At 66.2% G+C, this 26,748-nt stretch carries 24 protein-coding genes; 19 read left to right on the forward strand and 5 right to left on the reverse strand.

Annotation, left to right across the window (positions count from 1 at the left end):
* Window positions 1–48 precede the first annotated feature (48 nt).
* Complete coding sequence (gene rplS / locus K2Y56_RS04535) at window positions 49–507, reverse strand: 50S ribosomal protein L19 (RefSeq protein WP_292505567.1); 459 nt, start codon at window positions 505–507, stop codon at window positions 49–51.
* A gap of 257 nt (window positions 508–764) precedes the next feature.
* Here rplS and K2Y56_RS04540 point away from each other — a divergent pair, with 257 nt between their 5' ends.
* The 11 genes from K2Y56_RS04540 (at window position 765) to K2Y56_RS04590 (ending at window position 11,742) form a co-directional block, all read left to right on the forward strand.
* Window positions 765–1,331 (forward strand): NifU family protein, encoded by a 567-nt coding sequence (locus K2Y56_RS04540; RefSeq protein WP_292505569.1) that lies wholly within the window; start codon window positions 765–767, stop codon window positions 1,329–1,331.
* Window positions 1,332–1,488: 157 nt separating this feature from the next.
* The gene (gene tsaB / locus K2Y56_RS04545; protein ID WP_292505701.1) at window positions 1,489–2,166 is read left to right on the forward strand and encodes a tRNA (adenosine(37)-N6)-threonylcarbamoyltransferase complex dimerization subunit type 1 TsaB; all 678 of its coding nucleotides are present in this window, start codon (window positions 1,489–1,491) and stop codon (window positions 2,164–2,166) included.
* Window positions 2,163–2,684, forward strand: coding sequence for a GNAT family N-acetyltransferase (locus tag K2Y56_RS04550; protein WP_292505572.1), 522 nt, complete (start codon window positions 2,163–2,165; stop codon window positions 2,682–2,684). Before tsaB ends, K2Y56_RS04550 begins: the two co-directional genes overlap by 4 nt.
* A 19-nt stretch (window positions 2,685–2,703) precedes the next feature.
* Window positions 2,704–3,573, forward strand: a complete 870-nt coding sequence (locus tag K2Y56_RS04555) for a lysophospholipid acyltransferase family protein (protein ID WP_292505574.1) — start codon at window positions 2,704–2,706, stop codon at window positions 3,571–3,573.
* 116 nt (window positions 3,574–3,689) lie between these two features.
* Entirely contained in the window at window positions 3,690–5,030 is a 1,341-nt protein-coding gene (gene miaB / locus K2Y56_RS04560) for a tRNA (N6-isopentenyl adenosine(37)-C2)-methylthiotransferase MiaB (protein ID WP_292505577.1), read from the forward strand.
* Entirely contained in the window at window positions 5,027–6,109 is a 1,083-nt protein-coding gene (locus tag K2Y56_RS04565) for a PhoH family protein (protein WP_292505578.1), read from the forward strand. Before miaB ends, K2Y56_RS04565 begins: the two co-directional genes overlap by 4 nt.
* 7 nt (window positions 6,110–6,116) lie before the next feature.
* A complete protein-coding gene (locus K2Y56_RS04570) occupies window positions 6,117–7,106 on the forward strand; it encodes an alpha/beta fold hydrolase (protein WP_292505580.1) in 990 nt (329 codons plus the stop codon).
* Window positions 7,107–7,113: 7 nt separating this feature from the next.
* Window positions 7,114–7,611, forward strand: a complete 498-nt coding sequence (gene ybeY / locus K2Y56_RS04575; protein WP_292505582.1) for an rRNA maturation RNase YbeY — start codon at window positions 7,114–7,116, stop codon at window positions 7,609–7,611.
* A 45-nt stretch (window positions 7,612–7,656) separates the two neighbouring features.
* Window positions 7,657–8,784 carry a hemolysin family protein gene (locus K2Y56_RS04580; RefSeq protein ID WP_292505583.1) on the forward strand — a complete coding sequence of 376 codons (1,128 nt, stop codon included), beginning with the start codon at window positions 7,657–7,659 and terminating at the stop codon, window positions 8,782–8,784.
* A 67-nt stretch (window positions 8,785–8,851) separates the two neighbouring features.
* On the forward strand, window positions 8,852–10,501 hold the full coding sequence (gene lnt / locus K2Y56_RS04585; RefSeq protein WP_292505704.1) for an apolipoprotein N-acyltransferase: 1,650 nt from the start codon (window positions 8,852–8,854) through the stop codon (window positions 10,499–10,501).
* Entirely contained in the window at window positions 10,498–11,742 is a 1,245-nt protein-coding gene (locus K2Y56_RS04590) for an MFS transporter (RefSeq protein WP_292505585.1), read from the forward strand. Before lnt ends, K2Y56_RS04590 begins: the two co-directional genes overlap by 4 nt.
* Here K2Y56_RS04590 and K2Y56_RS04595 read toward each other — a convergent pair.
* The gene (locus tag K2Y56_RS04595) at window positions 11,722–12,996 is read right to left on the reverse strand and encodes an FAD-binding oxidoreductase (RefSeq protein ID WP_292505587.1); all 1,275 of its coding nucleotides are present in this window, start codon (window positions 12,994–12,996) and stop codon (window positions 11,722–11,724) included. The two genes, K2Y56_RS04590 and K2Y56_RS04595, sit on opposite strands and share 21 nt — an antisense overlap.
* A gap of 180 nt (window positions 12,997–13,176) precedes the next feature.
* Window positions 13,177–14,766, reverse strand: a complete 1,590-nt coding sequence (locus K2Y56_RS04600; protein ID WP_292505589.1) for a catalase — start codon at window positions 14,764–14,766, stop codon at window positions 13,177–13,179.
* A 123-nt stretch (window positions 14,767–14,889) separates the two neighbouring features.
* On the opposite strand from K2Y56_RS04600, the gene K2Y56_RS04605 reads away from it, so the two are divergent.
* The 7 genes from K2Y56_RS04605 to K2Y56_RS04635 all read left to right on the forward strand — a co-directional run bounded on the left by K2Y56_RS04605 (window position 14,890) and on the right by K2Y56_RS04635 (window position 23,421).
* On the forward strand, window positions 14,890–15,864 hold the full coding sequence (locus K2Y56_RS04605; RefSeq protein ID WP_292505590.1) for a LysR substrate-binding domain-containing protein: 975 nt from the start codon (window positions 14,890–14,892) through the stop codon (window positions 15,862–15,864).
* 51 nt (window positions 15,865–15,915) lie between these two features.
* The gene (locus K2Y56_RS04610; RefSeq protein WP_292505592.1) at window positions 15,916–16,980 is read left to right on the forward strand and encodes an AbrB family transcriptional regulator; all 1,065 of its coding nucleotides are present in this window, start codon (window positions 15,916–15,918) and stop codon (window positions 16,978–16,980) included.
* Between the two features lie 6 nt (window positions 16,981–16,986).
* On the forward strand, window positions 16,987–17,340 hold the full coding sequence (locus K2Y56_RS04615) for a diacylglycerol kinase (protein WP_292505593.1): 354 nt from the start codon (window positions 16,987–16,989) through the stop codon (window positions 17,338–17,340).
* A 61-nt stretch (window positions 17,341–17,401) separates the two neighbouring features.
* Window positions 17,402–18,958: a threonine ammonia-lyase, biosynthetic gene (gene ilvA / locus K2Y56_RS04620; RefSeq protein ID WP_292505705.1), complete on the forward strand. Its 1,557-nt coding sequence runs from the start codon at window positions 17,402–17,404 to the stop codon at window positions 18,956–18,958.
* Between the two features lie 225 nt (window positions 18,959–19,183).
* Entirely contained in the window at window positions 19,184–21,334 is a 2,151-nt protein-coding gene (locus K2Y56_RS04625) for a methyl-accepting chemotaxis protein (RefSeq protein WP_292505594.1), read from the forward strand.
* A 72-nt stretch (window positions 21,335–21,406) separates the two neighbouring features.
* Window positions 21,407–22,291, forward strand: coding sequence for a prolipoprotein diacylglyceryl transferase (gene lgt, locus K2Y56_RS04630; protein ID WP_292505596.1), 885 nt, complete (start codon window positions 21,407–21,409; stop codon window positions 22,289–22,291).
* Window positions 22,288–23,421 carry an SAM-dependent methyltransferase gene (locus tag K2Y56_RS04635; protein ID WP_292505597.1) on the forward strand — a complete coding sequence of 378 codons (1,134 nt, stop codon included), beginning with the start codon at window positions 22,288–22,290 and terminating at the stop codon, window positions 23,419–23,421. The genes lgt and K2Y56_RS04635 overlap by 4 nt, the downstream gene beginning before the upstream one ends.
* Before the next feature lie 84 nt (window positions 23,422–23,505).
* Here K2Y56_RS04635 and K2Y56_RS04640 read toward each other — a convergent pair whose 3' ends face one another.
* Together K2Y56_RS04640 and K2Y56_RS04645 are read right to left on the reverse strand one after the other, a co-directional pair.
* A complete protein-coding gene (locus tag K2Y56_RS04640; RefSeq protein ID WP_292505598.1) occupies window positions 23,506–24,246 on the reverse strand; it encodes a SprT family zinc-dependent metalloprotease in 741 nt (246 codons plus the stop codon).
* A 424-nt stretch (window positions 24,247–24,670) separates the two neighbouring features.
* Window positions 24,671–25,012 carry a hypothetical protein gene (locus K2Y56_RS04645; protein ID WP_292505601.1) on the reverse strand — a complete coding sequence of 114 codons (342 nt, stop codon included), beginning with the start codon at window positions 25,010–25,012 and terminating at the stop codon, window positions 24,671–24,673.
* A 105-nt stretch (window positions 25,013–25,117) separates the two neighbouring features.
* On the opposite strand from K2Y56_RS04645, the gene K2Y56_RS04650 reads away from it, so the two are divergent.
* Window positions 25,118–26,713, forward strand: a complete 1,596-nt coding sequence (locus K2Y56_RS04650; protein WP_292505603.1) for a GGDEF and EAL domain-containing protein — start codon at window positions 25,118–25,120, stop codon at window positions 26,711–26,713.
* The last annotated feature ends 35 nt before the right edge of the window (window positions 26,714–26,748 follow it).

Consider the following 26,748-nt stretch of genomic DNA (forward strand, 5'->3'; position numbering starts at 1 on the left):
AAGGCCGGGCACGCCGCCCGGCCTTCAAACGTTGCAATCCTTGCAGACTTACTCCGCGGCAGCGGCCTTCGCGGCGGACTTCTCCGCCTTCTCGGCCTTGCGGGCGTCCTTCGTCGCCTTTGCGGCGGCGGCCTTGTCGGCCTTCTCGGCCGGACGGTCGGCGCGCTCGACGATACGGGCCGACTTGCCGCGGCGATCGCGCAGGTAATAGAGCTTGGCGCGCCGGACCTTGCCGCGGCGGACCACCACGATCGAGTCGATCAGCGGCGAGTAGACCGGGAAGACGCGCTCGACGCCCTCGCCGTATGAGATCTTGCGGACGGTGAAGCTCTCGTTGAGCCCGCCACCTGAGCGCGCGATGCAGACGCCCTCATAGGCCTGGACGCGGGTGCGCTCGCCTTCCTTCACCTTGACGTTCACGGTCACCGTGTCGCCGGGCTGGAAATCGGGAATGGTCTTGCCGAGCGAAGCGATCTGCTCCTGCTCGAGCTGCTGGATGATGTTCATACTATGCTCCGCCGTGTCGCGCCGGGCGTCCCGATGGGAACATCCAGCGTCAGGATTTCGGCATCCTGTTGTGAGTTGGCGCTGCCCATACAGGAGGAATCGCTCCCTGTCGATGCGGCCGTCGTGAAATCGTCGCAACGGATCCGAGTGTTGAGAAAATCGCCACCTGGGTCCACATGGGGAGGGGCGCCGGTCTATACCGGTGCCGCTTCCCGGCCGGCCTTGAACCGGCGCAGCGGACGAGGATCGAGAATTCCATGTTCATCCAAACCGAAGCCACTCCCAATCCGGCCACCCTCAAGTTCCTTCCCGGCCGCGTCGTCCTGCCCGAAGGTACATTCGAAGCGCGCGATGCCGAAGCCGCCGCCCGCTCGCCGCTGGCGCAGCGCCTCTTCGACGTCGCCGGGGTCGCCGGGGTCTATTTCGGCCATGACTTCATCTCGGTGACCAAGGCCGAGGGCGACGACGCGTGGCCACAGGTCAAGCCGGCCATCCTCGGCGCGATCATGGAGCATTTTCAGTCCGGCGCTCCGGTGATGGCCGAGGGTTCTTCGACCGCCGACGACGATGCAGAAGAGTTCTACGACGAGGCCGACCACGACACCGTCGTGACCATCAAGGACCTCTTGGAGACGCGGGTGCGGCCGGCGGTGGCGGGCGATGGCGGCGACATTACCTTCCGTGGCTTCAAGGAGGGTATTGTCTACCTCGAGATGAAGGGTGCCTGCTCGGGCTGCCCTTCCTCCACCGCGACACTTCGCAACGGCGTGCAGAACCTTTTCCGTCACTTCCTGCCGGAGGTGCGCGAGGTCCGCGCGATCTAGAAGCCGCTGTCGCGAGGCACCTGTGCAACAGTAACAGGCGAATGGCCCTCAAGGTCCGGCCCTTCGCTGACGGGTCGGCGATAATGGCGTAGCATCGCGGCGTTACCGCCGATCGGCTCCCGCCGGTTGGCGGGTCTTAGCCCGATCGGGAGTGATGGTGCGTATTCTAGCCATCGATACGGCGCTGGATTCCTGTTCCGCCTGTATCGCTACCGACGAGTCCGACCTGCTGCTCGCCGAGGAGTCGACGCTCCTCGCCCGCGGTCACGCGGAAGCGCTGCTGCCCCTCTTGGAGCGCGTGGTCGCACGGGTCGATGGAGGCTTTTCGAGCCTCGACAGGGTCGCGGTGACAGTCGGTCCGGGCAGCTATACCGGCCTTCGTGTCGGCCTGTCGGCGGCGCGTGCGATCGGGCTCGCCACCGGCATTCCCGTCGTCGGAGTCACAACCCTCTCGGCCTTGCTCGCTCCCCTGCTGGCGCTTAACGGAGACGGGCTCATCGCCGCCGCCATCGATGCCCGACACGGCTCGGTCTACCTTCAGGCCATGAGTCTGGCGGACGGCATCGTCGTGCCGCCGAGCCTCGTCCGCCTCGACGAGGCCGCGGCGATGATCGGCGCTCGCGCCACCCTCGTCGGCTCCGGGGCACCGCTTCTCGGCGCGGTAATGGCGGAACGAGGCTTCGACCGCGAGATCGCCGGCACCGGGCCGCCCGAGATCGCCTGGGTGGCTTCCCTCGGCCTTCTCGCCGATCCGGACCAAGCCCTGCCCCGTCCCCTCTACCTACGCGGCGCCGACGCGACACCGCAGGACCATGCCAGGATCGCCCGTCGATGAGCCGAATGCTGTCACCGTTCTGGCCACTCGATCTCTGGACGGCCTGGTGGGATGCCTGGGGCGCCGAGCCCTACGTCGCTCCTCTGCGCGATTCCGGCCAGGCCGCGGCACTCTCGCGCCTGCACGCGACGGCTTTCGCAAGGCCCTGGGACCCACATGAATTCGAGCGCATGCTGTGCGAACGCTCGACCGAAGCGCATGCCCTGTGGCGCAACGGCGCGATCCAGGGTTTCGTCCTGTCCCGTCGTGTCGCCGACGAGGCCGAGATCCTGACGCTGGTCCTGGCGCCCGCCATGCGCGGCGGCGGCCTCAGCCATCGGCTGCTGCGCGAGCATCTCGCGCACCTTGCGCAAGCCGGTGTGCGCAGCGTCCATCTCGAGGTCGACGAGGGCAATATGCCTGCCCTCAAGCTCTATGCCCGGCACGGCTTCGCGCAGGTCGGCGAGCGTACCGGCTATTACGCGCGAAAGGACGGCAGCCGGGCCACCGCGCTGACCATGCGAGCGATGATGTCATGACAGTCTTCGCGGTCACCGGATGACCCGCATCGGTACCGTCCTGAGGCTGCTTGTCTGCGCCTTCGTCTTCATCGTCCTGATCGGGCCGCAATGGCTGAGCCTGCGCTACGGGCGGGGGCGAGTGGCGGCGCATCTGCCAACCTGGTTCCACAAGGTCTTCCTGATCCTGTTCGGGGTGCGGGTCAGCCAGAGCGGGACGCCGCCGGATACCGGCGAGCCTGCGCTTGTGCTCGCCAACCACGTCTCGTGGCTCGACATCCTCGTCTTGGGCAGCCTCCGGCCGCTCTCCTTCGTGGCGAAATCCGAGATCTCAGGATGGCCCGTCGTCGGGTTGCTGGCCAAGCTGCAGCGCACGATCTTCATCGATCGGACGCGCCGCGGCGCCACCGCTGACGTCAACGCCGCCCTTGCCGAACGCTTGGCGGCCGGCGACCTCATCGTCCTGTTCGCGGAGGGCACGACGGGCGACGGGTTGCGTCTGCTGCCGTTCCGCTCGTCGCTGGTCGGCGCGGCTCGCGGGGTCATCGATTCCGACGGCAACGATCATACGCGCCTCAGGCTGCAGCCCCTCGCCATCGCTTATCCGCGCCGCAACGGCATGCCGGTGACGCGCAGCGAGCGCCCGGAGATCGCCTGGTACGGCGATATGGAGCTGGCGCCTCACCTCTCGGTCTTCCTCGCCAGCGGGCCCATCGACGTGCAGGTCGTCTGGGGCGAGCCGATTCCGTTCGAGCCCGGCACCGATCGCAAGCGCGCCACGGCCCTGGCGGAGGCTTCCGTTCGAGCTGCCCTACGGCGGTCTCGCGACGGCCGGCTGGCGGCCCTAAACGGCCGTCGCGAGCAGGCTCCGGAGCTAGATCTGGACGCGCCGGGGCTTCCGGCGATCTGACGGAACGCCGCCGGGCGGAACGATCGGTCACGCGAGGCCTGCGCGACGTGCGCGCGCGATTGTGCTAGGCCGGCACCCAATCGATGCGCGCGATCCATGGTTCGGGACGGTCAGTGTTGAAGAAAGCCTTCGTCAAATCCTACGGCTGTCAGATGAATGCCTATGATGCGGCCCGCATGGCAGACGTCCTCGGCGCCGAGGGCTACGCCGCCACCGACCGTGTGGAGGAGGCGGACGTCGTCGTCCTCAACACCTGCCACATCCGCGAGAAGGCCGCCGACAAAGTATATTCGGAGCTCGGGCGGCTGCGCGTGCTGAAGGCCGCGCGGCAACAGGCGGGGCACGACACCCGGATCGTCGTGGCGGGCTGCGTCGCCCAGGCCGAGGGCGCCGAGATACTCGCCCGGGCGCCGACAGTCGACGTGGTCGTCGGGCCACAGAGCTACCACAACCTGCCAGCGCTCCTCGCCTCGTCGCATACGAAGCGCGTCGTCGACACCGCCTTTCCGGCCGAGGACAAGTTCGATCACCTGCCCGCCCGCCGCACCGGCGCGGTCTCGAGCTTCCTCACGGTGCAGGAGGGCTGCGACAAGTTCTGCGCCTTCTGCGTGGTGCCCTACACCCGCGGCGCCGAGGTCTCGCGTTCTGTGGCGGCGATCCGTGCCGAGGCAGAGGCTCTGGTCCGGGGCGGCACCCGCGAGATCACGCTGATCGGCCAGAACGTGAATGCCTATCACGGTGCGGGACCTGATGGGCTGATCGCGACACTCCCCGCACTGATGCGCGAGCTCGCGACGATCCCAGGCCTCCTGCGTTTGCGCTACACCACGAGCCATCCCAACGACATGGACGAGGATCTGATCAGGGCGCATGCCGAGATCACGGCGCTGATGCCCTACCTGCATTTGCCGGTACAGTCGGGCTCCGACCGCGTCCTCAAGGCAATGAATCGCAAGCACGACGGCGAGACTTATAGACGGCTTATCGCTCGGGTGCGTGAGGCCCGTCCCGACATCGCCCTGTCGTCGGACTTCATCGTCGGCTTCCCGGGCGAGACCGACGCGGATTTCGACGACACGATGCGCTTCGTCGCAAAGATCGGCTTCGCCAGCGCCTATACCTTCAAGTACAGCCCGCGCCCGGGTACTCCCGCGGCCGAGCGCGACGATGCGGTGCCGGAGGCCGTCAAATCCGAGCGCTTGGCGGCGTTACAGGGCCTCCTCGATGCACAGCGTTTTGCCTACAATGCCGACTTCGTCGGGTCCGTTGTCGAGGTACTGGTGGAGAAGACAGGTCGCGACTCGGGCCAGGTCGTCGGCAAGACGCCGCATCTCCTCACCGTGCAGATCGATGGGCCGCCCTCGCTCATCGGCACGCTGGTGCGGGTGCGGATCGTGCGGACGGGCTCCAACACCCTGTTCGGCGAGATCGCCGCCGACGCGGCGGTGGCGGCGTGAGCCCGACCTTGCGCGGGCGCGGCCCGGCGGCCCGGACTGGGGAGATCGTGGAGAGCGTGGAGGTGTCGCTGACCTTCGACGACAACCGCCTCGCGAGCCTTGTCTTCGGGCAGTACGATCAGAACGTCGCCCATATCGAGCGACGCCTCGAGGTGGTCGCCACGGCCCTCGGCAACCACCTCGTGCTCAAGGGACCGCCAGACGCGGCCGAGAAGGCGCGCCGGGTGTTCGAGCGGCTCTATGCGAGGGTCAAGGCGAGCGGCCACGCCCTGACCCTTGGCGACGTCGACGGGGCGATCAAGGAGACGACGCAGCAGGGCATGCTCTTTCCAGCCGCCGAGATCAGCGCCGAGCCGGACAGGCCGGTCTTCGACCAGATCGCGACCCGCAAGCGCGGTGCAGTGCGTGCCCGCAACGCGGCGCAAGACGCCTATATCAAGGCCCTGCGGGCGCACGAGCTCGTCTTCGCCGAAGGCCCGGCCGGCACCGGAAAAACCTGGCTCGCCGTCGGCCACGCGGTCTCGCTGCTGGAACAGGGCCATGCCGAGCGTCTGATCCTGTCGCGCCCCGCGGTGGAGGCCGGCGAGCGCCTCGGCTTCCTGCCCGGCGACATGCGCGATAAGGTCGATCCGTACCTCCGGCCCATCTACGACGCCCTCTACGACTTCATGGAGGCTCGCCACGTCGACCGCGGCTTGCAGACCGGCATCATCGAGATCGCGCCGCTCGCCTTCATGCGCGGGCGCACGCTCACCAATGCGGTCGTCCTCCTCGACGAGGCGCAGAATACCACCTCGATGCAGATGAAGATGTTCCTGACCCGATTGGGCGAGAACTCGCGGATGATCATCACGGGCGACCCGAGCCAGGTCGACCTGCCGCCGGGCCAGAAATCCGGCCTCGTCGAGGCGGTGAACGTCCTCGACGGCGTCGAGGGCATCGGCCGCATCCGCTTCCGCGACGTCGACGTGGTCCGGCACGATCTCGTCCGCCGGATCGTCACCGCCTACGAATCCGCGGCGCACGGGGCCGAGGACGCGGACCGCAATCCCAATCCGCGGCGGCGGCCATTGGCGTGATCGCCGGATGTTGTCCGCTAGACGATTGGCCAATGCCGGCACGTCGATCGTGCTCGGGGTCGTCATGACGATCTGCAATGCCCGTCCAATCGCTGCAGCCGAGGAGGCGGTCGAGGTGCCTGGTCCCTCGGGCGTCTTGCGAGGCACGCTGACGAAACCGGAAGTGGTCTCCGCCGCCGCGCTGATCATCCCGGGCTCGGGGCCGACCGACAGGGACGGCAACAATTTGCTGGGCGTCCCAGCATCCACCTATCGTCTGTTGGCGGAAGGACTAGCGGCGAAAGGCGTAGGGACCCTGCGCATCGACAAGCGCGGCATGTTCGGGAGCGTGGCGGCCGTTGCCAACCCGAATGCCGTAACGGTCTCAGACTACGTTGGCGATATTCAGAACTGGGCCGCCCTGCTGCGCGAGAAGACGGGTGCTGCCTGCGTCTGGCTCCTGGGTCACAGCGAGGGTGGTCTCGTTGCGCTCTCAACGACCCGAAAAAGTGATGGAATCTGCGGCCTGGTTCTCGTCGCAGCCCCAGGGCGGCCCCTGGGCCAGGTTCTCCGCGATCAGCTCACCGCCAATCCAGCCAATGCACCGCTCCTGCCACAGGCCTTCGAGGCTATCGCGGCTCTGGAGGCGGGACGGCGAGTCGATAGTGGAGCGCTGCATCCAGCGCTGGCACCTCTGTTCCGGCCGGAAGTGCAGGAGTTCTTGATCGATACGTTCGCGCTGGACCCATCCAAGCTTCTGGCCGCATGGACGGGTCCAACGCTGATCGTACAGGGTGAGCGGGACCTTCAGGTCTCCGTTGCGGACGCCCGGCACCTGCACGAGGCGGCGCCGCGTTCCGAGCTCCTGCTCGTTCCCGATGCGAATCACGTGCTGAAGACGGTCACCTCATCCGACCGGGCGGCCAATGTCACGGCCTATGGAGATCCAAGCCTGCCGCTGGCGGCCGGGATCGTCGAGACGATCGCAGCCTTCGTCATGGCGCAGCGAGGACGTTGAGGTGACCGTGCCCGAATCACATGTTTCCGGCAACGAGATCGACATCGCTGTCGAAGACGTGAGGTGGGCGGATGCAACGCCGGATCTCGACGCCTTCGTCCTTCGCGCGGTCGAGGCCGCTCTCGCCGCCGCGAAGGCTCCGGCCGATCCGTTGGAGATCAGCATCCTGCTCACCGACGACACCACCGTGCAAAACCTCAACAAGCGCTGGCGGGGCAAGGACAAACCCACCAACGTCCTGTCCTTCCCGGCTCCCCCGCAGCCGGCCCATGCGGGCGCCGCACGGCCCCTCGGCGATGTCGTCCTTGCGTATGAGACGATGCTGCGCGAAAGTGAGGAGCAGTCGAAGCCGCTCAGCCACCACCTCGCTCACCTCCTCGTCCATGGCACCCTTCACCTTCTCGGCCAGGACCACGAGACCGGCGAAGCCGAGGCCGAGGCTATGGAAGCCCTCGAGGTCGTCGCCCTGCGCAGCCTCGGCATTCCCGATCCCTACGCGGATTGAGCGACGCGCCGGATCGACGCCCACACTATCACAGACACGAGAGATATGACGAACGATCGAAGTCGCGGCGCGGCCCAGGCCGCGTTCAACGCCCATGACGGCGAGAGTCAGAATCGCGAGGCTCCGGCCCGCGAGCCCTGGTATGACCGCCTGCTCAACGTCCTCCATCTGCGCCCGCGCGATTCGTTGCGCGAGCATATCGAGGACGCCCTTGCGGTCTCTGATCCTGGCGAGAACGCCTTCTCGCCCCTCGAACGCGCGATGATCAAGAACGTACTCGGCCTGCACAAGGTGCGGGTCGACGACGTGATGATCCCGAGGGCTGACATCATCGCGGTGTCGATCGACACGAGCCTCGACGACCTCCTGAAGCTGTTCCGCACCGCCGGCCATTCGCGCCTGCCGGTCTACGGCGAGACCCTCGACGACCCTCGCGGCATGGTCCACATCCGCGACTTCGTCGACCACATCGTCGCAAGGGCGGAGGCGAGCCCCCGTCGTGCACCTACTGCACCCGCCGCCAATGGCGATGCGCCGCCCGCGGCCCCGCGGGCGAGACGCGGGGTCCGGGCGCTGCGCAGCCTCAACCTCGGCAATGTCGACCTCTCGACGACCCTGGCCTCCACCCGCATCCAGCGGCCGGTGCTGTTCGTGCCGCCCTCGATGCCGGCGATCGACCTTCTCGTGAGGATGCAGGCGACGCGCACCCATATGGCGCTCGTCATCGACGAGTATGGCGGCACCGATGGCTTGATCTCGATCGAGGATCTCATCGAGATGGTGGTGGGCGACATCGAGGACGAGCACGACGTCGCCGAGGGCAAGTTGATCCAGCGGGTCGAAGGCGATGCGGACGTCTTCGTCGCCGATGCCCGCGCGGGCCTCGCGGAGGTCTCGACGGCAACCGGCGTCGACCTTGTCGCCGCAGTCGGCGAGATGGCTGAGGAGATCGATACGATCGGTGGTCTCATCGTAACGTTGGCGGGCCGGGTTCCGTCGCGTGGCGAGGTCATTTCCGGTCCGGGAGGACTTGAATTCGAGGTGCTCGACGCCGATCCGCGCCGGATCAAGCGGCTGCGGCTTCAGCACGGACAGGCCCGTATCAGCACCGTCGTGCCGTTGGCGCTTCCACCGCCGAATCCAAATCCAGCCCCGGACTTGCCGGTATCGTGACGGCACCCTCGATGATTCTTTGGCGCCGATGAGCGGCAGCGTCGACGCGGCCGCGTCTCATCGTGGGATGAGCCGGCCGGCCGAAGGGCCGCTCGCGCATCTCTCGCAATGGGTCATGCTGACCTCCGGCTGGCTTCGACTCCTGCTCGCCTTCGCGGGCGGAGCCTTCGGTGCCTTGGCGATGCCGCCCTTCGGGCTGCTGCCCGCCCTTGTCGTCTCTCTCAGCCTTGCGGTCTGGCTGATCGACGGAGCTGCGACAGGGCGGCGCGGCGGCTGGCGCACAGTCCTCGCCTGCTTCGTGATCGGCTGGGCCTGGGGATTCGGATATCTCACCGCAGGCCTGTGGTGGCTCGGCGCGGCCTTCCTCGTCGAGGCTGAGGAATTCGCCTGGGCTCTGCCGCTAGGCGTCATCGGTCTGCCGGCAGTACTCGGGCTGTTCTACGGAATCGGCTTCGCGGTGGCTCGCCTGGTCTGGTCTCGCGGAGCAAGACGCCTGTTCGCCCTCGGCTTCGGGCTTGCCGCCTGCGAATGGCTGCGCGGTCATTTGTTCACGGGCTTTCCATGGAACACCCTCGGCATGGCGCTCGGCCAGAATCTCTGGCTGATGCAGGGCGCGTCCGTGATCGGGCTCTATGGGCTCACACTTCTGACCATCCTCATCGCCGCGGCGCCGTCGACCCTCGCCACAGGCGAAGGCGGCCGCGGCCGCTACGGACCAAGCATCCTCGCCGGCCTCGCTCTTCTTGCACTCGCGGGATTTGGTGCCGCCCGGCTTCCCACTGGCCCGAGCCCGACTGTGCCGGGGGTACGCCTGCGCCTGATGCAGCCGAACCTGAACCAAGATGCCAAGTTCCGTCCCGAGAACCGCGAGGACATCCTCGACCGCTACATCGAACTGAGCGACCGCGCCTCGGCACCGGACCGGAACGGCCTCGCCGACGTCACCCATGTGATCTGGCCCGAATCCGCTTTCCCGTTCCTGATCCAGCGTGACCCGAAGGCGCTCGCCCGCATCGCCGCTGCCCTACCGCCAGGCAAGCATCTGATCACCGGGGCGGCGCGGGCCCAAGAGCCATTGCCCGGCGAGAAGCCACGCTTCTTCAACTCGATCGTCACCCTGTCGGCCGGTCCGACCCTCGGCGATGTCTACGACAAGGTTCACCTCGTCCCGTTCGGCGAATACCTTCCGGACCCGCTCGAGGCGGCACTGCGCGCCGTGGGTCTACGCCAATTCGTATCGATTCCCGGCGGATTTACGCCGGGCTTGCGGGGCGCCCAGCGCACCCTGAGCGTGCCCGGCCTTCCGCCGATAGCGGCGACGATCTGCTACGAGGCGATCTTTCCTGGCGAGATCGTGCCGCAGCCAGGCACCGGCGAAGCGCCAACCGTGCCTGGCCTGATCCTCAACCTCACCAACGATGCCTGGTTCGGCGATACGCCGGGTCCGCGCCAGCACCTCGCCCAAGCGCGCCTTCGCGCGGTGGAGGAAGGCCTGCCGCTGGTGCGCGACGCCAATACCGGGATCTCGGCCGTCATGGATGCCCATGGCCGCATCACCGCCAGCCTGCCGCTCGGCGTCGAAGGCATCCTCGACGCGGCCTTGCCGGTGCGCCTGCCGGGACGCACGCTCTACGTATCCCTCGGCGACATTCCCTTCGCGGTCCTGCTGGCGGCGAGTCTTGCGATTGCCGTCCTCGCGAGGCGCCGAACCGCGTGACCTCGTCTGCCGGCAAGACGATCCATCCCGTGCTGATCGGGCTCGGGATGATGCTGGTCGCCTTCAACATGCGCCCCGCCCTCACCACGATCGGTCCGCTGCTCAACGAGATCCGGTCCGAGACCGGCCTGACGGCATCCGGCGCCGCGCTGCTCACCACGCTGCCGGTCTTCTGCCTCGGTCTGGCCTGCGGCCTGGGCTTGTGGGTGATCCGCCGCCTGGGACCGGATCGTGGCATTCTCGTCGCGACCCTGGTCGTCGCCGTCGGCTCGGGCCTGCGCGGTCTTGGCGGCCTGGCAGGCACGGAAGAACTGCCGATGCTCTTCCTCGGAGCGTGCGTGGCCGCAATCGGCATCGGGCTTTCAGGTGTGCTGCTGCCAGGCCTCGTCAAGCGCGACTTCCCCGGACAGGCCGGTCTGATGACGGGCCTCTACACCATGGTGCTCTGCCTTGGTGCGGCCTCGGGGGCCGGGATCACGGTGCCGCTCTCACACGGCCTCGGCGGGTGGCCTGCGGCCCTCGCGATCTGGTTCGTCCCGGCCGCCATCGCGGCTCTGGCCTGGGCGCCCCTGTCGTTCCGCAGCCGTGGCGTCGAAGCTGCAGGCTTGACCAGCGCGCCGCTTTGGCGCGATCCGCTGGCATGGCAAGTGACAGGCTTCATGGGCATGCAGTCCTCCCTCGCCTACATCATCTTCGGTTGGCTTCCAGTGGTACTCCAGGACCGAGGCCTGAGCCCTGTCGAAGCCGGCTTCATCACCTCGATCATGAGCCTCGGCCAAGCGCCGAGCGCTCTTCTCGTCCCGACCCTGGCGAGTCGCTTCCATGACCAGCGGGCCTTCGTGGTCGGGCTCGTAAGCCTCTGTGCCGGCGTCTTCGCTGCCATGGTCCTTGGACCGTCGGCGCTCTTCCCAGTTCTCGGGATCTTGCTCGGTATCGGCCTCGGCGGGGTCTTCGGGTTGGGCCTTACCATCATCGTCCTGCGCGCCCGCGATGCGCAGACCGCCGCAGGCCTCTCGATCATGTCTCAGGGCGTAGGCTACACCTTCGCCTCGCTCGGCCCCCTTGGTTTCGGTCTCGCGCATGATGCGAGCGACGGCTGGCTCTGGCCTACCGCGTTGTTTGTCGCGATCGCCGCGGGGAGCGTGCTCTGCGGTCTCGGAGCCGGCCGGGCGAGACTTGTCGGCCAACCTCGGACGGCGTCGATCCATGGTCCCAGGCCGTCACAGTCGCGGCCAACTTAGGAGACGATCCGGGGCGAATGCGGCAATCGGCACCGATGGGGGCCGGTCCGTCGCGATATCGGCGACGATCCGGCCGGTGATCGGTCCAGTCGACATCCCGATATGGCCGTGCCCGAAGGCGAAGATCAGCCCTTGGTGCCTCGGCGCCCTGCCGATCACCGGCATGCCGTCCGGCGTGGAAGGACGCGACCCGAGCCAGGGCTGATTGTCGAGGGGGCCGCCCAGGCGAAGCGTGCCGGCCGCCTCCTGCGCCGCGGCCTCGATCTGAAGATGGTCCGGAGGCGCGTGCCGGGCGTTCAGTTCGACACCCGACAGCACCCTGATCCGGCCCTCGCCCATCGGCGCAAGGATCGAACCCGCCCCCGTATCGAGGATCGGACGGGTCAACGGCGGGCTGTTAGGGTGAAGCGCATAATGGCGATGGTAGCCACGCTCGACCGCGAAGGCGAAGCGATAGCCGAGCGTCTTCGCGATCTCGGCCGAGGCGGCACCGGCAGCGAGCACGACCTGACGCGCGTGAACTTGACCTCCGGCATGGTGAACCGTCCAGCCCTCGTGGTCGGGAACCAGCCTCGTCGTCACCGCCTGGACGAAGCGGCCGCCGAGGGCTGAGTACAGCCCCTCGCACGCCTCGATCAGGGCACCGGGATCCTGCAGCGAGCCGGTCTCCGGGAGCAGCACCGCCCGGGCGTAGCGCCGAATCAGGGCGGGTTCGAGTGCCTGCACATCTGCGCCATCGATGATCTCCATGGCGATTCCGTGCTCGGCGAGGATCGCCCTCTCCAGATTGGCGCCGGCAAAGGCGGCCTCGTCCCGGTAGAGCTTGATCCAGCCAGTGCGGTGGAGAAGGCCCTTGGTGCCAGCGCGAGCGGCGAGCTGCTCGTGCTCACCGTAGGCGGCGCTGGTCAGGGGCAGGAGCGACTTTGCGGCGCGTCGCCATGCGGAAGTCCGGGCCGCGGCCAGGAAATGGAGGGTCCAGGGCAGAACGCGGGCAAGATGGGCATGGCGCAGGCGCAAGCCCCGGTCGGCATTCCGAAGATAAGTCGGGAGCTTGGGCCACAGGCCGGGGCTCGACATCGGAAAGATCGAGCCGCGACTGATCACGCCGGCATTGCCGAATGACGTTCGGGCCCTCGATTCTCCTGGATCGCAGAGGACGACGTCGAGCCCCCGATCCTTCAACGCGATGGCGGAGGCAAGGCCGACCATCCCCCCGCCGATGACGACGATGTCGGCGACCTGAGCGTTCGGCATATTCCGTCGCTCCCTCATTGTCCTGAGATGACTCACCTGTATCCGTCCAACGCCCCTCTATGGGCTTCAACAGAAATTCGCCAGTCCGACCGCCTCCAGGGTTTGTAGCGATCCGCCAACAAAAAACCCGCACGGCCTCATCGGCCGTGCGGGGCTAAACTTCTTTCGGAGCCTCAATGCTTACTCGGCAGCGACCCGGTGAGCTTGGCTGCCGTCGCTATAGGTCTCCGCGCCGAGACGCTTGTGCGGGGCGGCGCGGCCCGGAAGCGGCGGCAGGGCACGAGCCTTCTCGAGATCGATACCGGCACCCTCGGCGACGCGGCGGCCGTAATCCTCGTCCGCGTGGAGAAAATGCCAGACCATCCGAAGCTGGATCGGCTCGGGGCACTGCTTCATGTCGCCAACAAGGTTGCTGATGAGTTCGTCGCGCTCCCAATCCTGGAACGAACGGTAGCGTACGCCGGCCTGAGTGTAATCGTCCTCGGTCCGCGAGGTCTGGTAGCGGCCGAGCTTGCCCTCCACCGGCTGATGGTACTCGTGGGCGGGCTTGTCGGCCTCGCGCAGACCCTGAGCCAGGGTGCTCGGCTCGTAGTTGATGTGCCGGTTCGGGCCCGTGCCATCGACCGAATAGGTCATCTGGCCGTCGCGCTGGTTCGAGTAGACCCTCACGCCGGGCTGCGGCGCGTTGATCGGAAGCTGCAGGTAGTTGGCGCCGACGCGATAGCGCTGCGTGTCCGAGTAGGACAGCGTCCGGCCCTGGAGCATCTTGTCGTCGGAGAAGTCGATGCCGTCGACGAGCACGCCCGTGCCGAAGGCCGACTGCTCGACTTCCGCGAAGAAGTTGTCGGGCACGCGGTCGAGCACCAGGCGGCCCACCGGCAGGAGCGGGAAGTCCTCGACCGGCCACAGCTTGGTGTCGTCGAGCGGATCGAACGAGAGGTGATCGTTCGGGCCGTCGGGCATGATCTGGACGCAGAATTCCCACTCGGGGAAGTTGCCGGCCGAGATGTTGTCATAGAGGTCGCGCGTCGCGTGGCCGACATCCTTGGCCTGGATCTCGGAGGCCTGCGCCGAGGTCAGGTTGCGCACGCCGAGCTTGGGCTCGAAGTGGAACTTGCAGAGAACCGCCTCGCCCTTGTCGTTGACGAGCTTGTAGGTGTTGACGCCCGAGCCCTCCATCTCCCGGTAATTGGCCGGGATGCCCCAAGGCGACTTCAGGTGAGTGACCATGTGGATCGATTCGGGGTGCTGGGCCACGAAGTCGAAGAAGCGCCACGCCTCTTGCCGGTTCGTCACCGGGTCGGGCTTGAAGGCATGGATCATGTCGGGGAACTTGATCGCGTCGCGGATGAAGAAGACCTTCAGGTTGTTGCCAACAAGGTCCCAGTTGCCGTCGACGGTCTTGAACTTGATCGCGAAGCCGCGAGGGTCGCGCTCGGTCTCAGGGCTCTCCTTGGCGCCGGCCACCGTGGAAAAGCGCACGAAGGTCGGGGTCTTCACACCGGCCTCGGTAAGAACGCGGGCGCGGGTATACTTGGAGGCGGGCTCGTCTCCGATCTTGCCGTAGGCTTCGAAGTAGCCATGGGCGCCGGCGCCGCGAGCATGCACAACGCGCTCCGGGATCCGCTCGCGGTCGAAATGCGTGATCTTCTCGATCAGTTGGTAATTCTCGAGGGTCGCAGGACCGCGCTCGCCCACAGTGCGGGTGCTCTGGTTGTCGCGGACCGGATGGCCTTGGCGTGTGGTCAAGATCGGACGTTGATCGCTCATGCGGCACACTCTCCTGAACGGAATGTTACGGAACCAAGCCTGGAACCGTTCTGGCGAGCGTTATGGCCCCATTTGTCGGTTAAATCCAATGCATCGTTGCAAAGAATGTGATAGATAAAACCTATGAACTTGGCCGGCCTTTCACTCCGTGATCTCGAATATGTCGTGGCCCTTGCCGAGGAGCATCATTTCGGCAGGGCAGCCGAGCGCTGCAATGTCAGCCAGCCGACCTTGAGCGTCCAGGTCCGCAAATTGGAGGAGGGCCTCGGCCTAACCCTTTTCGAGCGGGGCAATCGCCGGGTCATGACGACGCCGGCGGGTCAAGCGATCGTCAGGCAAGCCCGCACCGTACTGGCCGAGGCGCAGCGCCTTCTGGTCCTGGCCAGCGAAGGCCGCGGCGCGCCCCTCACCGGCCGGCTCGTTCTGGCGGCGATCCAGACGCTTGGACCGTATTTCTTCCCCCTTATTCTCCGTAGTCTGCGCCAGGAGTTCCCGCTGCTGTCACTGGCTCTGACCGAGGCCCGGACGGCGGAGATCCTGGAGGGTCTTCGCGACGGGCGCATCGATGCCGCCCTCGTCTCACTGCCGCTTCCGGCCTCCGGACTGACGGTCTCGCCGCTCTTCATCGAACCCTTTCTGCTCACCTGCCCGGCCGACCACCTTCTCGCCGGCGGCGGCGCACTCCGCGCCACCGACGTAGCCGGCCCCGACCTTCTCCTCCTGGACGAAGGAAACTGCCTGCGCGACCAGACCGTGGCGGCCTGCGGCGCGGGCAATGCCGCGGGCCGCCACGCCACCAGCCTCGAGACGCTTAGATCCATGGTGGCGGCAGGCGCCGGCTATACCCTTTTGCCTGCCATGGCCGTCCCGTCGGGGCCTGATCCGAGCGGACTCACGGTGACCCGCAGCTTCGACGTCGACGGCCCCGGCCGCACCATCGCGCTGGCATGGAGATCGAGCGATCCGCGCGCCGCCGGCCTCTCGCACCTGGCCGCCTTCTTCCGGACCCACGCCCCAGAGAGCACCTCCGCCTGCCGCGACGATAGCGCCGCGCGATTGAAAGCCGGCCGTCGTGACAGCATAGCCGAACCAGTGTAGCGCCGCGCGAAGCGGGACCTCGGCCGCTCATCCTGATCGTGATCGCGCCCGGTGCCTCAGGCCTCCTTCCTCAACTCCGGCCTCGCCACCTGGGCGGGCCTCTTCGCCGCCTCCGCCGCACTCTCGTACGGCCTCACGCTTGCGCATTTTCCGGCTGCGCTGCTGCTCGGTCCGATGCTGGTCGCGATCTGCTTTGGTGTCGGAGGCGCACACCTGCGCATTCCGCGCGCCGGCTTCCTGGTGGCCCAGGCCCTCATCGGCTGTCTCGTGGCGAAATCGGTCACCGCTGACATCGTCGGCACGCTGACGAGTGACGGCTTTCTCATCCTGGCGGTGGTTCTGGTCACGGTGGTCGCGGGTGCCATCGTCGGGTGGGTGCTGACCCGCCTGCGGGTCCTTCCAGGCGCCACAGCCGCATGGGGGTCCTCTCCGGGAGGCGCCGCCGCAATGGTGGCGATGTCGGAGGATCACGGTTCCGATCCGCGCCTCGTCGCCCTCATGCAATACGTTCGCGTCGCCCTCGTCGTGGTCTCGGCCTCGGTGGTGGCGCGATTGCTGACCGATGTCTCGGCTCCGGTAACGCCGTCGAGCCTCGCCGAGCAAAGCCCCTCAGTGCAGGGCGTTCTCTCGACCCTTGCCATTGCTGCCGTCGGCTGCGCCGCGGCCCTCGTCCTGAGGCTGCCGGGCGGCGCACTCATCGGGCCGATGATTTTCGGCGCCGCCCTGCACGCCACCGGCATTGCCAGCATGGACCTGCCGGCGCCGCTCCTCGATGCGGCCTATGCGACCATCGGTTTCTACGTGGGCCTGCGCTTCACGAAGAAGACGGTGAGCGAAGCGGTGTCTGCGCTCCCCGGCATTATCATCGCGACGCTGGGGCTGATCGCGCTCTGCGGCGGCTGGGCCTTCGGCATCACCTATGTGCTGCCCATCGACTTTCTCACCGCCTTTCTCGCCACAAGTCCAGGTGGACTCGACTCGGTGGCGATCATCGCGGTCGGATCGAAGGTCGACATCTCCTTCGTCCTGGCGGTCCAGACGCTTCGATTGTTCGTGGTGTTGCTGACCGGCCCGATCCTGGCGCGCTGGATCGGGCGCGGCGCTACAAGGGTTTGACCGGCAATGCAGGCTCTCTGGCTCGGTTTCCTGAACTCCTGGCGAGGCCTCCTGCACGGTGCGCGGACCGAGCGGGCAGTGCGGCTCGAACTCGTGCTTCTCACCGTCGGCCTGCCCCTGTCGCTCGTTCTCGGCGAGACCGCGTGGATGCGAATCGCCCTTGTCACGAGCCTTCTCTTGATGCTCTCGGCCGAGTTCCTCAATACGGCAATCGAGAAGCTTTGCGACCATCTCCATCCGGATCACCACCCGGCGGTCGGCACGGTAAAGGATCTCGCTTCGGCCGGCGCATTCTTCGCCCAGGCGATCGTTGCCCTGATTTGGTTCGGAGCGCTGGCGGCGCGGTACCTCTCGAACTGACCTGCGATAAGCCGCCCGTCTCGCTTCTTGCCGGGATGGCGCCTATGTCGAAGCAAGCTCAATCCTTCGCCGGACCCTTCGCGCCTTGACCGATTACATCCGCAAGATCCTCACCGCCCGTGTCTACGACGTGGCGATCGAGAGCCCGCTCGATCCGATGCCGCGCCTGTCGAAGCGCCTCGGGCGACCTGTGCTGCTCAAGCGCGAAGACCTGCAGCCGGTGTTCTCGTTCAAGCTGCGCGGCGCCTACAACAAGATGTCGGGGCTCGACCGCGAAGTACTTGCCCGCGGCGTGATATGCGCCTCGGCCGGCAACCACGCGCAGGGCGTGGCGCTGGCGGCTCAGAAGCTCGGCGTCCGGGCCGTCATCGTGATGCCGCGCACGACTCCGGCGATCAAGGTCGATGCCTGCCGGGCGAGGGGTGCCGAGGTCGTGCTTCACGGCGACGCCTTCGACGAGGCGCTGGGCCATGCCCGCGAGCGCGAGGCTGCAGAAGGACTGACCTTCCTGCATCCCTTCGACGATCCCGACGTGATCGCCGGCCAGGGAACGATCGGCATGGAGATCCTCACCCACCACTCCGGACCGATCGAGGCGATCTTCGTTCCGGTGGGCGGTGGCGGGCTCGCGGCGGGAATTTCGACCTTCGTGAAGTATCTGAGGCCCGAAACGAAAGTGATCGGCGTCGAGCCGGACGATGCGGCGTGCATGAAGGCGGCCCTTGATGCGGGCGAACTTGTGATGCTGCCCACCGTCGGCCTCTTCGCCGACGGTGTCGCCGTGCGCCAGGCCGGCGCGGAGACTTTCCGTCTCTGCAGGGAGAACCTCGACGGCGTCATCACCGTCGACACTGATGCGATGTGCGCGGCGGTGAAGGACGTGTTCGACGATACCCGAGCGGTGTCTGAACCCTCGGGGGCGCTGGCAGTGGCAGGAGCCAAGCTCTATGCCGAGCTTAATCCGGATTCCACCGGAACGCTGGTGGCGATCTCCAGCGGCGCCAACCTTAATTTCGACCGCCTCCGGCATATTGCCGAGCGCGCCGAGATCGGCGAGCAGCGCGAGATCCTGCTCGGGGTGACCATCCCCGAGAAGCCGGGCGCCTATCGGGCGTTCATCCAAACGCTCGGCTCGCGAGCGATCACCGAATTTAATTACCGCAAGGCCGCGACGGCGGATGCCCGGATCTTCGTCGGCATCAACCTCTCCGGGGGTGCGCCTGAGAAACACGCGCTCCTCTCGTCGCTCAAGGAGGCTGGCTACCCGGTCGCAGACATGAGCGACAACGAGATGGCCAAGGTCCACATCCGCTACATGGTCGGCGGCCGCGCGCCGGGCCTTGCCGACGAGCGGATCTACAGGTTCCAGTTCCCTGAGCGGCCAGGTGCCTTGATGAAATTCCTCGATCGCCTGGGCGACGGTTTCGACATCACGCTGTTCCACTACCGCAACCACGGCGCGGATTACGGCCGGGTGCTTGCCGGTATCGACGTGCCGGAGCTCGAGCGGAGGCGTTTCGACGCCGTGCTGGCGGATCTCGACTATCCCTGCACGGATGAAACCGACAACCCGGCCTACCGCATGTTTCTCGACGCTGCCGACTCCGTTTATGGATGAGGCGCAAGTCATAGCACCTCAATGCATCACGTACTGGTTGTATTGATTCCGTTGCCGCATACCTAGAGGTACGATCACTTACGCATGACTAAGCGGCCATACGTAGCAGGCCGCGACAGAAGCGGCTTAGGCCAACTGAATACAATGCTTTTCCGACTTGGAAGAGAAATTGTTAAGAGCGAAAAATTAGGTTTGGCGGAGCTCAAATCAGTCAAGGCCGGCCGGATGTCGTTGTTATCAAGCCTTAATGTACGGCTTCCCTTCATCACCGTGGGCCTTGCACTCCTGAGTGCCGCCACGATGGGTACGGTGGGCTGGTACTCGGCGCGCGAGGGTCTCGTCGAAGCGGCAAACGAGAAGCTGGAATTCGCGGCGACAGCCAAGAAGACCACTATCGAGCTCATCGGCAATCGCGCGCTTGGCGACCTGGCCACGATATCCGCAAATCCTCAGGTAGCGGGAAATTTTGCCGACCTCGTCGAGGCGCTCGATCCCGGCAAGGCCGGGTATGCCGAACTCGTCAAGTCGTTCACAAGCGGCGCGACGCTCGCAGAGCGTATCGCGGCCGAGGGCGGCGGCACGATGTACGGTCGCCGCCATGCCAAGGTGCAGGAAGCCGCCCGCAAGCTGATCGAGCGACCGGGCTATGCAGACCTCGTGTTCGTGGATGAGGCCGGCCGCATCGTCTACACCACCACCAAGGGACCGGATTTCGCCCGTTCGCTGACCGAGGCCGAGTACAAAGCCACGGGCCTCGCCAAGCTCGTCGAACGCTTGAAAGCGGGCGACCCGAACGCGTCTCTATTCGAAGACTTCGCAGCATACCCCGCCGATCCCGCGCCGTCAGCCTTCATCGGCCGTGCCGTACTCCGACGCGCTAATGTCGCCATGGGTACCGGCCAGGACGCCTCGCGTATCGGCTTCATCGTCATGCGACTGAGTCCGGCCCTGTTTCATGACGCGCTGTCCGATCGGACTGGGCTCGGTAAGACCGGGCAGATCCTGGCGATCGGCGAGGATGGGCTTCTGCGCAGCGAGCCGCCTTTGGCGGGCGGCAATCTCGTAGGCCAGCCTGTCGCCAAGATCGGCATGTCCATGGCGGCGGTCTCAGCCACCAAGCCGACCACCTATGAAGCCGACGGTGCGACCCGCATCGCGGCGGCCTCCAAGGTGTCGCTGCTCGGTGCGCACTGGAACCTCGTCGCGGAACAGGCCGAGGAGGAGGCGCTGCATGCAGTCTCCAGCCTGACCCGCACCCTCTTCATGTTCGCATTTCCGATCCTCCTGCTCACCGCGTTGGCGGGCCTGTTCTTCGCCCGGGCGATCGTTGGTCCGCTCAACGCCTTGAAGCGAGCCCTTGAGGCCCTGGCGCGCCGTCAGACCCTCGCCGAGGTGGCGGGTAGTCGCCGGGCCGACGAGATCGGGGACATCGCGCGCGCCGTTGTGACGATACGCGACATCTCGCTTGAAGACGCCGCCTTGCAGCTCAAGACCACCGAGGCGGAGCGGATGCGCCAGGAGATGGAGCGCCGCGTCCTCCTCAACGACCTCGCGGGCCGGTTCGAGCAATCCGTGGGGCATATCGTCGACAGCGTCTCTCAGGCCTCCGCCGGACTCCAGGCGGCATCCGGCACCATGAACGCTGCCGTGGACGACACGGCGCAGCGCTCCAACTCGGTGGCCGGCCTCGCGCATGAGACCGCAGGCAACGTCAATGCGGTGGCCGCCGCGGCCGAGGAACTCGGCGCTACCGTTCAGGAGATCGGCCGACAGGTCGAACAAGCCGCGCAGATGTCTCGGACCACCGTCGACGAGGCCAGCCGGACTGCCGAGACGATGCGGGAGCTCTCCAATGCTGCGACCCGGATCGGGGATGTCGTCGGAATGGTGTCGCAGATCGCGTCCCAGACCAACCTCCTCGCACTCAACGCGACGATCGAGGCAGCGCGTGCCGGCGAAGCGGGCCGCGGCTTCGCGGTCGTCGCCGCCGAGGTGAAGAGCCTGGCTGAGCAGACCACCCGGGCCACGGGCGAGATCAGCCAGCAAGTCGACGCGATCCAGGCGGCGACCGGTGGTGCGGCCGGCGCGATCCAGGGCATCGTGACCCGGATCGAGAGCATGAGCATGGTCACCGCCAGCATCGCTGCGGCGGTGGAAGAGCAGAGCCTGACCACCCAGGAGATCGTACGCAACATGGGCCAGGCATCCGCCGGCACGGCGGGCATGACCTCGGACATGGCGGAGGTAGCGCGCTCCGCGGCCGAAGCCGGCGCCTCCACGGCGCAGGTGATGCAGGCCTCGGACGATCTCTCCCGCCAGTCGGACCGGCTCCGCGCCGAGGTCGGCCAGTTCCTGTCGACCGTCCGGGCAGCGTGAGACCGGGAGCCGAGGGTTGACGGCGCGGGCTCGCGCCGTCCAATGCGCCCTCCCCTCGGGAGGCCCCGCTAGATGCCGCCGCTGCTCGCCATGCCCTTCCCGGCCATCGATCCGGTCGCCCTGGCGATCGGCCCGATTACCATAAAGTGGTACGCCCTCGCCTACATCGCCGGGCTCCTCGGCGGCTGGTTCTATGCCCGCCGCCTCGTCGCAACGCCCGGCCTTTGGGGCGGCGAGAAGCGGCCAAGCCTGAATGATATCGACGACCTCATCGTCTGGGTGGCCCTCGGCGTCGTGCTCGGCGGGCGGATCGGCTACGTACTGTTCTACAATCTACCGCTCTATCTTTCTGATCCAGTTGAGATTTTTGCCATCCGCAACGGCGGGATGTCGTTCCACGGTGGTTTCCTCGGCGCCGTCTTGGCGATGGTGCTCTTCGCCAGGTTTCGGAAGATCCCCGCTTTCGCGCTCCTCGACATCGCCGCTGTGGTCGTGCCGATCGGGTTGTTCTTCGGCCGGATCGCCAATTTCGTGAACGGAGAATTGTGGGGCCGGGTCGCGCCTGACTTCGCCTATGCCGTAGTCTTTCCCTTTGGCGGGCCGCTGCCGCGCCATCCGAGCCAGCTCTACGAGGCGGCGACCGAAGGTGCGATCCTCTTCGTGGCGATGGCACTCAGTGTGCGCCGCTTCGGCTTTCGATGGCCCGGGCTGCAGGGCGGAATCTTCGTCCTGGGCTACGCGATCGCCCGGACGTTCTGCGAGTTTTTTCGCGAGCCGGACAAGCAACTTGGCTACCTTTTCGGATCGCAATTCGAGTTCCTCGGCGGAGGCATCACGATGGGGATGCTGCTCTGCGTGCCGATGGCGCTGATCGGGATCGGCGCCATCGTGCTGGCGCTGCGGGGCGTGACCCGGGTGCGCGGCGAAGCGATTCCGGCGGATGCGGCTTCGCGGTGACGCCGCTCTTCTCCGAGCTGCGTGACGAGATCCTGGCGAACGGGCCGATCGGGCTCGACCGCTACATGGCGCTCTGCCTGGGGCACCCGATCCACGGCTATTATCGAAACCGCGATCCCTTTGGAGTCACTGGCGATTTCACCACCGCGCCGGAGATAAGCCAGATGTTCGGCGAGCTCGTCGGGCTATGGATCGCCTCGGTCGCCGCAGCGATGACGCCCGGGCGCCTGATCCTGGTCGAGCTCGGTCCGGGGCGCGGCACACTGATGGCCGACGCCCTGCGGGCGATCTCGCGGGTGATGCCGGGTCTGAGCTTCGAGCTTCACCTCGTCGAGACGAGCCCGGTGCTGAAAGCCCTTCAAGCGCAAAGACTTGAGGCCTATCATCCGACCTGGCACGAGGAAGTCGCCTGCCTGCCCGAGGGGCCGGCGATCGTGATCGCGAACGAGTTCTTCGACGCGCTGCCGATCCGCCAGTTCCAGCGGACCGAGCGAGGCTGGTGCGAGCGCCTGGTCGGGCTCGATCCGGAGGTGAAGGCGCTGGTTTTCGGCCTTTCGGCAGAGCCCGATCGGACGATCGCGGCGGAGGCGCCAGTGGGAATTCTGCTGACTTTACCGGGAGTTGCCCTCGATCTGACGCGTCGGCTGGCGGGCCGGCTGGCGCTTCAGGGCGGGGTCTGCCTCGCCATCGATTACGGCCACCGCCATCCAGGCTTCGGCGACACGCTGCAGGCGGTGGAGGGGCACCGCTTCGTCGATCCCCTGGCGCGTCCGGGCGAGGCGGACCTGACCAGCCACGTCGATTTCGCCGCCCTGGCGAAGGCGGCGGAGAGCGCCGGGGCGCGGGTGCAAGGCCCTGTGGAACAACGCGATTTCCTTCTTCGCCTCGGCCTCGCCGAACGGGCGGAACGGCTGGTGCGGGGGGGGAACAAGGCTCAAGCGGGGGCGGTGGCGGCGGCGTTCGCGCGGCTGACGGAGACGGGCCGGCGCGGCATGGGGAGCCTGTTCAAGGCCATGGCGTTCGGCCATCCTGGGCTTCGCGACCTGCCCGGTTTCGAGACCGGGGATCCTCCGCAAAGAGCAAATGCGGACATCCCGACCAGGAGTCGGCAAGATCCTGAAAAGCCCTGAACCGTCAAAATCTTGCCCACTCGTGCGCGCTTCGCGAAGAGCATGCGGCAGTGGAAAATCTCATGTGCTCTTCGAAGAGTCGCATCAGCCGTAGCGATGCAGTCCGCTGCCATGCCGCTTCAGCCAGCGCTCGGCCTCGTCCACATGCGGACAGAGGCCGTTGAGCAAGCTCCAGAACCGGTCGGAATGGTTCATTTCGCGCAGATGCGCCATCTCGTGTGCGACGAGGTAATCGAGCACCAGCGGCGGCGCAAGGATCAGTCGCCAGGAGAAATTGAGGTCGCCTGCGGCGGTGCAGGAGCCCCACCGGCTGCGGGTGTCGCGCACGGTGAGCCGGCGCGGACTCTGGCCGAGGCGGGCGGTGTAGGAAGCGATCGCGGCCCTGAGGTCGGCGCGGACCTCGCGCTCCAGGAGATCGCGGACCCGCCGGGCCACGTGCGGCGCGTCGCAGCAAACGAGGATCGCCGGCTCCCCCTCGTAAATCTCGACCCGGGTGGCACCGCTGCACGAGCCGCGGTGGACGATCCGGTGTGGCACGCCGCGAAAGGGGACGACAGCGCCCGGCTCGAAGGCGATGCGCTCGGGCACCTTGGCGAGCCGCATCGCGATCCAACCGCCATGGCTCGCCGCGAAGCGCTCCGCGGTGGACAGCGAGGTTCGCGCCGGTAGCGTCATCACGACTTCGCCGGTGGCGCTGCTGACCCGCAGGGTCAACCGCCGCGCCTCCGCCCGCCGCCGCAACGCGATCCGCAGCCGGGCTTCCCCGTGCTGAACCTCGATATGATCAGGCTCCGGAACCGGCCTGCGGCGAAGGGCGAGTCTCATGGGAGGAGCTTAGCGGGACGAGGGCCGGGGTTCCATGGGGTGGCAGGCGACTGCCATGTCTGCCGATGCACCCTTTCCGAGACGTGAGGTCATGCGCGATCCGGTTCTCGGCGCTCACCCTGAGCGCGAGGACTCGCAGAGTTCCTCAGGCTCTACGGGCAGGCAGGCCCTGAAACGAAGCGTCGAGTGCATGGCTCGGCATCGCGCTCAAGACCAGACCACCCTGGCCAACCCTGCCAATGACGCGGTCAGGTTTCAGATCAGCGATAGGCACCGCTTTCCATGTCGTCGCCTCGAAAGGAATGGTGAGGAGCGGAGAGTCATGACGTACGCAACTGACAAGAAATTAGCCTATGCGACTCCCATGCCCAAGGTTGATCGATGAATATCCTGTGATTGGCGCCGCGGCTTCATCCTTTAGCAATCAGGTAGGACTTAGGTAGCTCGGTACGCGGACCATTTCATGCAGCCCCAGATTGCAGAGCTGATCGATACCGAGCTGGGCAAGCGCTGGCACGAGAAGCGCAGCCTGACGCTCAGCCGTCTCTATAACCGGCGTTACGATGCGGCGCAGCGCAAGGAAGCTCGCGTCACGATCTGGCTGGCCGGTGCGCTTTATATCCTCTTCTCGATCACGGATGTCATCCTGATCAAGGACATCTATTTCTATTCCGTCGTCATGCGGTTCTTCATCAGCATCGCTTACGTTCTGATTATCGACTTCCAGCTGCAGCGTAATTTCGATCTCAGCGTCATCGATAAGCAATGCGCAATAGGTGTATTTTCTGGATATGCAGCTTGGATTTGGCTCTCAAGCTATAGTCAAAACAGTCTAAGCGTCTCATATTATTTGACATATGGGACAATATTCATGATGATAACGAACTTATATTTTAACTTTAAATTCAAGCTGGCAGCCTTATCGTCGGGATTGATCGTTGCCACCCTTCTCATATCGCTGTTCACGATTTTTAATGTCAACCTCGAATTCATTGTTGCGATCAGCGTCCTCTATGTCTCTAGCTATGCTTTGACGCTGTTCGTCAATTGGAAGCTCAACGAGGAGCGGTATCGGGTCTTTCTCAATTCGCTTCACGCTGAGATCCAGCAGAAGGAGGCTATCGAACGCGGGGCAGCCCTTCTGCGGCTTTCCACGACCGATGCCCTCACCGGACTGGCGAACCGCCGCGCCACCGATGACGAATTGCGGGCCCTGTGGGAGGGCTGGCAATCGTCGCGTCAGGGCTTTGCCGTCGTCTTGATCGACATCGATTACTTCAAGCGCTTCAACGATCATTACGGCCACCAGGAAGGCGACCGGTGCCTCGTCGCCGTCGCCGGTGCGATGGCCCGCGCCACCGCGCGGCATTCCTGCGCCCTCGGCCGCTTCGGCGGGGAGGAGTTCATCGTGCTGATCCGGTGCGAGAGCAGGGATGAGGCCGGCCTCGTCGCCGAGGAGGTCCGGCACGCCGTGGAAAGCCTGCGCTTCGTTCACGAACAACGCCCCGACCATATCGGCTTCGTCACCGTCAGCGTCGGCGCAGCCTTCAGCGGCGATGTCGGCGGCGACAAGGTCGAACGGCTGGTCACGGAGGCAGATCGCGCGCTCTACGGTGCGAAAGCGAGCGGCCGCAACCGCGTGCGCGTCTTCGATCGAAACGAACCGCGGAAGGTCGACGAGGACGGGACCATCGCGGATCTGCTGCGGAGCGCCGTGGTGGAGGGCAGGATCTCGCTCGCCTATCAGCCGATCCGGGAGGTCGAATCGGGGCGGATCGTTGCGGCGGAGGCGCTCATGCGCCTGACCAACACCAAGGGAAAACCGATCTCACCGGCGGCCTTCATTCCGGTCGCCGAGCGGACGGGCGCCATCATGGAGCTCGGCCGGTGGGCAATCGCAACCGCCTGCCGCGATCTCATCGGCAACGACCTCGTTCCCGTCGTCAGCGTCAACATGTCGGCCGTGCAGCTGAAGGCGCCGGGTTTCGCGCTCAGCGTCGCCGCGATCCTGGGCGAGACCGGTATCCTGCCTCACCGGCTCGCCCTTGAAGTGACCGAGGGCCTCGAAATCGACAACCAACCCGAGATCGAGAGCTGCATCCGAGAACTGAAGCAACTCGGCGTCCAAGTTTGGCTCGACGATTTCGGCACCGGTTTTGCCGGCCTCTCCTGCCTGAGGAAGATCGACTTCGACGTCGTAAAGATCGATCGATCCTTTCTTCAGGCAAGCCATGCCCCGAAGGGTGCGGCGATGTTCCGGGACATGGTCGGCCTGCTCAAGAATGCCGGGCACGCGATCGTCGTCGAGGGCATCGAGGACGAGGAGCAGCTCGATTTCCTCGCGGAGCAGGCGGTCGACCTCGTCCAGGGTTTCCACCTCGGAAAACCGATGCCGCTCGCTGCCTTCAAGCAGGTGACGGTCATGGAGTCGGCCGAAGCGGCGAAGCGGTCCGGTACCGCCCGATAGCCGGCAGCCGAGCCCGGACAATGCCTCCGATTGTC

It is taken from the genome of Methylobacterium sp. (assembly GCF_019745455.1).
Classification (GTDB): Bacteria; Pseudomonadota; Alphaproteobacteria; order Rhizobiales; family Beijerinckiaceae; genus Methylobacterium.

Excerpts from the sequence above, each read along its gene's own strand:
- K2Y56_RS04580 (WP_292505583.1), top strand. The coding sequence starts at position 7,657 with ATGACGAACGATCGAAGTCGCGGCGCGGCCCAGGCCGCGTTCAACGCC.
- lgt (WP_292505596.1), top strand. The coding sequence starts at position 21,407 with ATGCCGCCGCTGCTCGCCATGCCCTTCCCGGCCATCGATCCGGTCGCC.
- K2Y56_RS04595 (WP_292505587.1), bottom strand. The coding sequence starts at position 12,996 with ATGCCGAACGCTCAGGTCGCCGACATCGTCGTCATCGGCGGGGGGATG.
- K2Y56_RS04625 (WP_292505594.1), top strand. The coding sequence starts at position 19,184 with ATGTCGTTGTTATCAAGCCTTAATGTACGGCTTCCCTTCATCACCGTG.
- rplS (WP_292505567.1), bottom strand. The coding sequence starts at position 507 with ATGAACATCATCCAGCAGCTCGAGCAGGAGCAGATCGCTTCGCTCGGC.
- K2Y56_RS04555 (WP_292505574.1), top strand. The coding sequence starts at position 2,704 with ATGACCCGCATCGGTACCGTCCTGAGGCTGCTTGTCTGCGCCTTCGTC.
- K2Y56_RS04640 (WP_292505598.1), bottom strand. The coding sequence starts at position 24,246 with ATGAGACTCGCCCTTCGCCGCAGGCCGGTTCCGGAGCCTGATCATATC.
- K2Y56_RS04570 (WP_292505580.1), top strand. The coding sequence starts at position 6,117 with ATGTTGTCCGCTAGACGATTGGCCAATGCCGGCACGTCGATCGTGCTC.
- K2Y56_RS04540 (WP_292505569.1), top strand. The coding sequence starts at position 765 with ATGTTCATCCAAACCGAAGCCACTCCCAATCCGGCCACCCTCAAGTTC.
- K2Y56_RS04550 (WP_292505572.1), top strand. The coding sequence starts at position 2,163 with ATGAGCCGAATGCTGTCACCGTTCTGGCCACTCGATCTCTGGACGGCC.
- K2Y56_RS04605 (WP_292505590.1), top strand. The coding sequence starts at position 14,890 with ATGAACTTGGCCGGCCTTTCACTCCGTGATCTCGAATATGTCGTGGCC.
- K2Y56_RS04650 (WP_292505603.1), top strand. The coding sequence starts at position 25,118 with ATGATGATAACGAACTTATATTTTAACTTTAAATTCAAGCTGGCAGCC.
- K2Y56_RS04615 (WP_292505593.1), top strand. The coding sequence starts at position 16,987 with ATGCAGGCTCTCTGGCTCGGTTTCCTGAACTCCTGGCGAGGCCTCCTG.
- lnt (WP_292505704.1), top strand. The coding sequence starts at position 8,852 with ATGAGCCGGCCGGCCGAAGGGCCGCTCGCGCATCTCTCGCAATGGGTC.
- K2Y56_RS04600 (WP_292505589.1), bottom strand. The coding sequence starts at position 14,766 with ATGAGCGATCAACGTCCGATCTTGACCACACGCCAAGGCCATCCGGTC.